This is a genomic window from Mariniflexile gromovii (assembly GCF_017814435.1).
In the GTDB taxonomy this organism is placed as follows: Bacteria; Bacteroidota; Bacteroidia; order Flavobacteriales; family Flavobacteriaceae; genus Mariniflexile; species Mariniflexile gromovii.
In genome coordinates, this window is record NZ_JAGJCB010000039.1 from 1 (window position 1) to 5,957 (window position 5,957).

At 32.7% G+C, this 5,957-nt stretch carries 6 protein-coding genes and 1 pseudogene; 1 reads left to right on the top strand and 6 read right to left on the bottom strand.

The features are described 5' to 3' along the window. Window positions 1–413: 413 nt before the first annotated feature. The 6 genes and pseudogenes from J8H85_RS18615 to J8H85_RS18640 all read right to left on the bottom strand — a co-directional run. Window positions 414–641, bottom strand: a pseudogene (locus J8H85_RS18615) (M48 family metalloprotease); the annotation flags it as partial. A 33-nt stretch (window positions 642–674) separates the two neighbouring features. Further along, window positions 675–1,769, bottom strand: coding sequence for a HigA family addiction module antitoxin (locus J8H85_RS18620; RefSeq protein WP_209657180.1), 1,095 nt, complete (start codon window positions 1,767–1,769; stop codon window positions 675–677). An 11-nt stretch (window positions 1,770–1,780) separates the two neighbouring features. Next, on the bottom strand, window positions 1,781–2,101 hold the full coding sequence (locus J8H85_RS18625; RefSeq protein WP_209657182.1) for a type II toxin-antitoxin system RelE/ParE family toxin: 321 nt from the start codon (window positions 2,099–2,101) through the stop codon (window positions 1,781–1,783). Window positions 2,102–2,360: 259 nt separating this feature from the next. Continuing rightward, window positions 2,361–3,593 carry a M48 family metallopeptidase gene (locus tag J8H85_RS18630; protein ID WP_209657184.1) on the bottom strand — a complete coding sequence of 411 codons (1,233 nt, stop codon included), beginning with the start codon at window positions 3,591–3,593 and terminating at the stop codon, window positions 2,361–2,363. A 72-nt stretch (window positions 3,594–3,665) separates the two neighbouring features. Continuing rightward, window positions 3,666–3,980, bottom strand: coding sequence for a GIY-YIG nuclease family protein (locus J8H85_RS18635; RefSeq protein ID WP_209657186.1), 315 nt, complete (start codon window positions 3,978–3,980; stop codon window positions 3,666–3,668). Between the two features lie 146 nt (window positions 3,981–4,126). Then, window positions 4,127–4,921 (bottom strand): TrmH family RNA methyltransferase, encoded by a 795-nt coding sequence (locus tag J8H85_RS18640; RefSeq protein WP_209657188.1) that lies wholly within the window; start codon window positions 4,919–4,921, stop codon window positions 4,127–4,129. Between the two features lie 84 nt (window positions 4,922–5,005). Here J8H85_RS18640 and J8H85_RS18645 point away from each other — a divergent pair, with 84 nt between their 5' ends. After that, window positions 5,006–5,794, top strand: coding sequence for a DUF6503 family protein (locus J8H85_RS18645; protein WP_209657190.1), 789 nt, complete (start codon window positions 5,006–5,008; stop codon window positions 5,792–5,794). Window positions 5,795–5,957: the final 163 nt, after the last annotated feature.

Sequence of the window (5,957 nt, forward strand, 5' to 3'; positions counted from 1 at the left end):
TACTGTTTGATGATTTTTCAACACTTCCTTTACGCAACGAAGTTTAAAATCGTAATTGTACTTGACTTTTCTTTCCATAAAAATACCCTCAAATAGTGTCTAACTTTTTGGGGGCAGTTCATTTTGTGCGAGGACTTTTCAAAGGAAAATCAGTAGCTAAAAAAAGCGTGACGCTTCTTTAATTAATTGCAAATACAATCTAATTGTTCGGTTCATATTGCTAGCAAAATACCTACTGGTTACCCGGCAACTTGCATCACTCATGTCCTATAAAAATGTCAGGGCATAATTATGTTATTATTGCCCTGTAAATATAATTTTTTTCCTTTTTAAATGAAGAATTTTCTTAGCTATTTTTTTAACATGTTACCATTAAAAACACGCCAAGTAAAACTGATAGGAATTAGTAGTTGCTACTTCCTTAAATTCCTAATACGTTCCAACAAGGTAGGGTGCGAATAGTGCATAAACACATAGGCTGGATGCGGTGTTAAATTGCTCAAACTATTCTTGGAAAGTTTTTTTAATGAGGTAATGAGTGGCTCGCCTTTATATGTGTTTTTGGCATAATCATCGGCTTGGTATTCAAACTTTCTAGAAAACCAATTCATAATTAAACCAGTAATTTCAGAAATAGGCGAAGAGCATTTACTTTTGGTCATTGTTGAAAACAGTTATTTCATTTTTTTATCAATCGTTGTCTTCATAGCATAGTAATCCATTTCGTAGCAAACTCGACCCAACAGTATTGCAGGATTGATTCTGTATTTATCTCCTAAAGCTATTATTTTATCATCATTAAGTGGAAGATGATTATCTAAAATACCTTGCCATATATTTTTAGAGATTAGTTTTTCTTGGGCATAGTTATCTGCTTCATTTTCACATTTATCTAAATTCTGTTTACTTGTTAAGTCCATAAATTTTCTGTCCTTGTCATTTCTCAAATGTAAGTCAATGTGTCCAATTTCGTGCATAATAGTAAAAGCAAAATTGTCAATACGGTTATACCTCAAAGTCAAAGCAATAGCTGGATTTTTATCTGACCAAAAAGAAAATCCATCTATAGGTGTTTTCTCTAGTTTATCGATCAATAACATTTTAATCCCAAACTGATTAAGCACAGATTTAACTCTCTCTGGTGTTCCTGAATTTTCGTAAAATATGTTATTTAGATTAATACAGAGTTGGTTTAAATTGTCAAAATTGAAAGTATTCGTTTTTTGATTTTTAGCTTCATATTGAGCCAATGAACTCCAAGCGAACATGTTTTTATCGTCAATTTTTAATTTATCCGATTTGCGATAATATGCAAACTTATCTTTTGAGAAAGAAGCCACGAGACCATCTATGGTTGTTACATCATAAATATTCTTGATTGTTTCTATGTCACTTTCAATGTCGTCATTTAAATAATTATGCTTTTTAAAATATAGAACAGGAACATATTCTTTTATTATGCTCCATAGTTCAATATTTTTTACTTTTTTAATATTTTTCTCCTTAACTCTTGCCTTGTCAATCTCGTATTGAGATTGAAATCTCATCCAATAATCCGCTGAAATGCCCAATATCTTTTCTAATAAAATTGCGATATCTGCTGTAACAGGTCTTTTTCCTTTGATAATTTCATTTAAAAAAGATGGTTTTACACCTAATTCCTTTGCTAATATTCTTTGGTTTAAGTCAGGTGTAGCATCTAATTCATCTTTAATTAAAATTCCTGGATGCGTCGCTTGTACTGGTGTTAAAACTTTGTTTGTTGCCATTTTTTCTGTATTTACTTGTAGTGATTGCTCAATTCAACGATTGAGCATATTGTAATACTATTAGGCTCTTCTCCTTCTAGTCTAGTTATAAACTCTATTCGATACTTGCCATCTACTCGAACAGATTCTAATCCTTTTTTATCTCCAATTAGACGTTCGTAGTTCAAACTCCTAATGGGATATAATTCTTCTGTGTTTTTTGCAACTCTTAATTTGTCTATAGCTTGTATGTACTTTTTGATAACATTTGGTTGAAACCTGTATTTTTTGCTTCGAGCTTTACCATTTTCGTATAGTTCTTTTAAATAATCTTTCTCGAAATTTATTTCCATGGTTTTCTTTTATCATAGTGCAAAGATACAAATAATATAAAAAAATTCACTTATTTAGTGAACTTTATTTTTGTATCATTGTCAACTTGTTATATTATAACTAATATCCAGTAAAATGCCAGTATATAGTAAGTTAGTTGTTGCTCTTGCCCTGTAAATATAATTTTTTTCCTTTTTAAATGAAGAATTTTCTTAGCCATGTTTTTAACATGTTACCATTAAAAACACGCCAAGTAAAACTGATAGGAATTAGTGGCTGCTATTTCCTTAAATTCCTAATACGTTCCAACAATGTAGGGTGTGAATAGTGCATAAACACATACGCCGGATGCGGTGTTAAATTGCTCAAACTATTCTTGGAAAGTTTTTTTAATGAGGTAATGAGTGGTTCGCCTTTATAGGTGTTTTTGGCATAATCGTCGGCTTGGTATTCAAACTTTCTAGAAAACCAATTCATAATTAAACCCGTAATTTCAGAAATAGGCGAGTAGATCAATCCAAACGCAATCAACCCAATATGAAAACTAGGTAAGTCTACACCCAAAGCATTCGATAATAATGGGTTTGATATAAATAAGGATAGAATATAAAGGGTTAAACCCGTTAACAAAATAGAGGTAATCAAATTAAAAATAATGTGTTTCTTTTTGTAATGCCCAACCTCGTGTGCCAACACCGCAACAATTTCTTCATCATCCAAATCGTTAATCAACGTATCGTAAAGGGTAACGCGTTTTTCACTGCCAAAACCAGAAAAATAAGCATTGGCTTTGGTACTGCGTTTGGAGCCATCGATCACAAAAATTTTATCGAGTTTAAAACCAACAGTCTGTGCGTATGCTGCAATTTTATCGCGCAAACTACCATGTTCTAAAGGTGTTTGTTTATTAAAAAGAGGTACAATAAGTTTGGAATAAAACATATTCATAAAAATAGTGAACACTGCCACCAAGCCCCAAGCATAGAGCCAAAAATAACTTCCGGTAGATTGGTAAAACCAAATAATTAAGGCTAAAATGCCACCGCCTACAATAGCCATCATGAGCCAGCCTTTTATTTTATCGAGGATAAAGGTTTTAAGGGTGGTTTTGTTAAACCCGAATTTCTCTTCAATAACAAAGGTGCTGTAATACGAAAAAGGCGTGGTTAAAATATCGCTGCCAATCATAATAATTCCAAAGAAAATAAGCGCAATAAGTATGGGGTTGTTGCTGTAGCTTCTAGCCATGGTGTCCACAAACTCAAACCCATCAAAAATTAAAAATCCTAAGGTTAATAATAGGGAAAAGGTAGAAGTGATCAACCCAAATTTATAATTGGTTGCCTTGTAATTTTGCGATTTTTTATATTCAGTTTCATCATAAACATCCTGCAACTCTTTAGGAAGCGCATCGTTAAAATGTTTGGCATTTAAAGCGTCCAAAATCTTATCAACTATAAAATTGATAATGATGATGGCTATGATGATGTAAAATAAGGTTTCTGAATTCATATTGTTGTAAGAAATATAATTAACGAAAACAAAAATAGAAACTAAATGTCACACTGAGCGCAGTCGAAGTGCTTATTTGTCTAGATACTTAAAATGAGTTGCATTTCTACATTCGGCTAAAATTTGCAGCATATTAAAATCACCTTTTATTAAAGCTTCCTTCTTGGCTCGTGTCCATTTTTTTATTTTCTTTTCAAAATATATAGCTTGCAATACGTCATTAAAAGTTTCGTAAAATTTAACTTCTATTGGTCTTCGCTTATAAGTGTAACAATTTTTATGTCTTCCATATGTGTGTTCATCTATACGCTTATCTAAATTGCTTGTAATTCCAGTGTAATAAGAACCGTCAGAACATTTTAATATGTAAACATAATAGAAATACATGCTTTAAAGTTTAGAGTTTTCAATAGCACTTCGACTGCGCTCAGTGTGACATTTAGGTTGATGATGATATGATTGTTTAAATTCCAAATTCCAATAGTTGTTTTTTTGGAATTTGGTTTTTGTTTTTTGAGTATTGAGAAATTTATTTATAAAAAATTTCTTTGTCTTTTCGCCTCAAAAATAAGAATTCCTGCAGCAACAGATACGTTCATGGAATCTATTTCGCCCTGCATGGGGATAACGATGTTTTGTGTTGCGTTTGCCAGCCACTCATCACTTAACCCCGTAGCTTCTGTACCCACCACAATGGCAGTGGGTTTTGTGAAATCTTGCGTGTTATAATGTACCGAAGCTTGTAAAGCAGCGCAATAAATTGCAATGTTATTGGCTTTTAAAAATTCAATTATTTCAGAAGTTGAACCTGTAACAATGCTGTTTGTAAACACACAACCCACACTAGAACGAATGATGTTTGGGTTGTATAAATCGGTTTTTGGGTTGGCAATAATTACGGCATCTACATTGGCGGCATCGGCAGTTCGTAAAATGGCACCGATATTCCCTGGTTTTTCGGGAGCTTCAGCAACTAAAATTAAAGGAGTTTTTGTGTTGAATTTTAAATCGGCAATATTATGGTTTTTGCTTTTGGCAACCGCTATAACGCCTTCAGTGGTATCTCGATAGGCTAGTTTTTGGTATACTTCGGTAGAAACCTCTATAAGGTTGATGTGTTGATTTGTTGAAGTGTTGATTTGTGCTTCTGAAATTATTTCAGGGTTAAACAACACGGTTTCCAACTCGTAACCACCTTTTAATGCCAAGGTAATTTCGCGTTCACCTTCAATTAAAAATAAGCCGCTTTTTTTACGTTCGCGTGATTTGTCTTTTAATTGAACCAGCTGTTTTATATAACTGTTTTGGGTACTTGTTATTTCTTTCATAAGGTAAAAAAGCAAAAGTAAATGTTTTTAATGTAATTATTGCCTGTTACCTTCGTCAAACCCATTGAACCAATTCAAAATAAAATGAAGTATACATTTCTACTAGTAACTATTTTAGCAATAGTTTCATGCAAGGACTCCAAAAAGGAAACAACAAACTATTCTGAAGAACATTTGGATGTTACTACCAGTATTTATCCTGAAAACATCTCAAAAGTATTTGAAGCCCACGGCGGTATAGATGCTTGGAATGAAATGAACACCTTGGCGTTCACCATGACAAAACCAGATGGTGATGAGGTAACCACTACCGATTTAAAAAATAGAAAAGCACTTATGGAAATGCCTAAGCACACCATTGGTTTTGATGGAAAGGATGTTTGGTTGCATTCTAAAGATGAAACTGTTTATGAGGGAAAACCTAAGTTTTATTATAATTTGATGTTTTATTTTTATGCGATGCCTTTTGTTTTATCAGATGATGGTATTGCGTATGAAGACGCTGCACCTTTAGTGTTTGAAGGTGTAGAATATCCAGGAATCAAAATTTCATACGAAGCGGGCGTAGGGGAGTCACCAGATGATGAATATATTTTGTATTACGACTCCAAGACCCATCAAATGTCTTGGTTGGCATATACGGTTACTTATTTTTCAAAAGAAAAAGCTAAAGAATTTCATTTTATAAAGTATAGCAATTGGCAAGAGGTTGGTGGTTTATTAATGCCAGAAACCTTGTCTTGGTATAATTACGAGAATAACTTACCAACAACTAAAAAAAATGACATGCATTTTATAGATGTTAGGCTTTCAAAAGAAAAACAAAAAGCATCGTTTTTTGAAGCACCCGAAGAAGCCAAAATTGTTGAATAACAAACAAAGAGGCTGTCTAAAAAGTGTAATACGTTTTATGTGTCAGGTTGATTTCTATGATAAAACCAAATTATTTTTATAAATAGTTTGGTTTTTTATTACAGCAAAAATACGGTGAATGATTTTATTTCTCACGGCGTTTAACACAGACATTTTATTTTTG

Bases quoted from the DNA above. Each gene is read 5' to 3' on its own strand.
- J8H85_RS18620 (WP_209657180.1), bottom strand. From the start codon at position 1,769: ATGGCAACAAACAAAGTTTTAACACCAGTACAAGCGACGCATCCAGGA.
- J8H85_RS18625 (WP_209657182.1), bottom strand. From the start codon at position 2,101: ATGGAAATAAATTTCGAGAAAGATTATTTAAAAGAACTATACGAAAAT.
- J8H85_RS18630 (WP_209657184.1), bottom strand. From the start codon at position 3,593: ATGAATTCAGAAACCTTATTTTACATCATCATAGCCATCATCATTATC.
- J8H85_RS18635 (WP_209657186.1), bottom strand. From the start codon at position 3,980: ATGTATTTCTATTATGTTTACATATTAAAATGTTCTGACGGTTCTTAT.
- J8H85_RS18640 (WP_209657188.1), bottom strand. From the start codon at position 4,921: ATGAAAGAAATAACAAGTACCCAAAACAGTTATATAAAACAGCTGGTT.
- J8H85_RS18645 (WP_209657190.1), top strand. From the start codon at position 5,006: ATGAAGTATACATTTCTACTAGTAACTATTTTAGCAATAGTTTCATGC.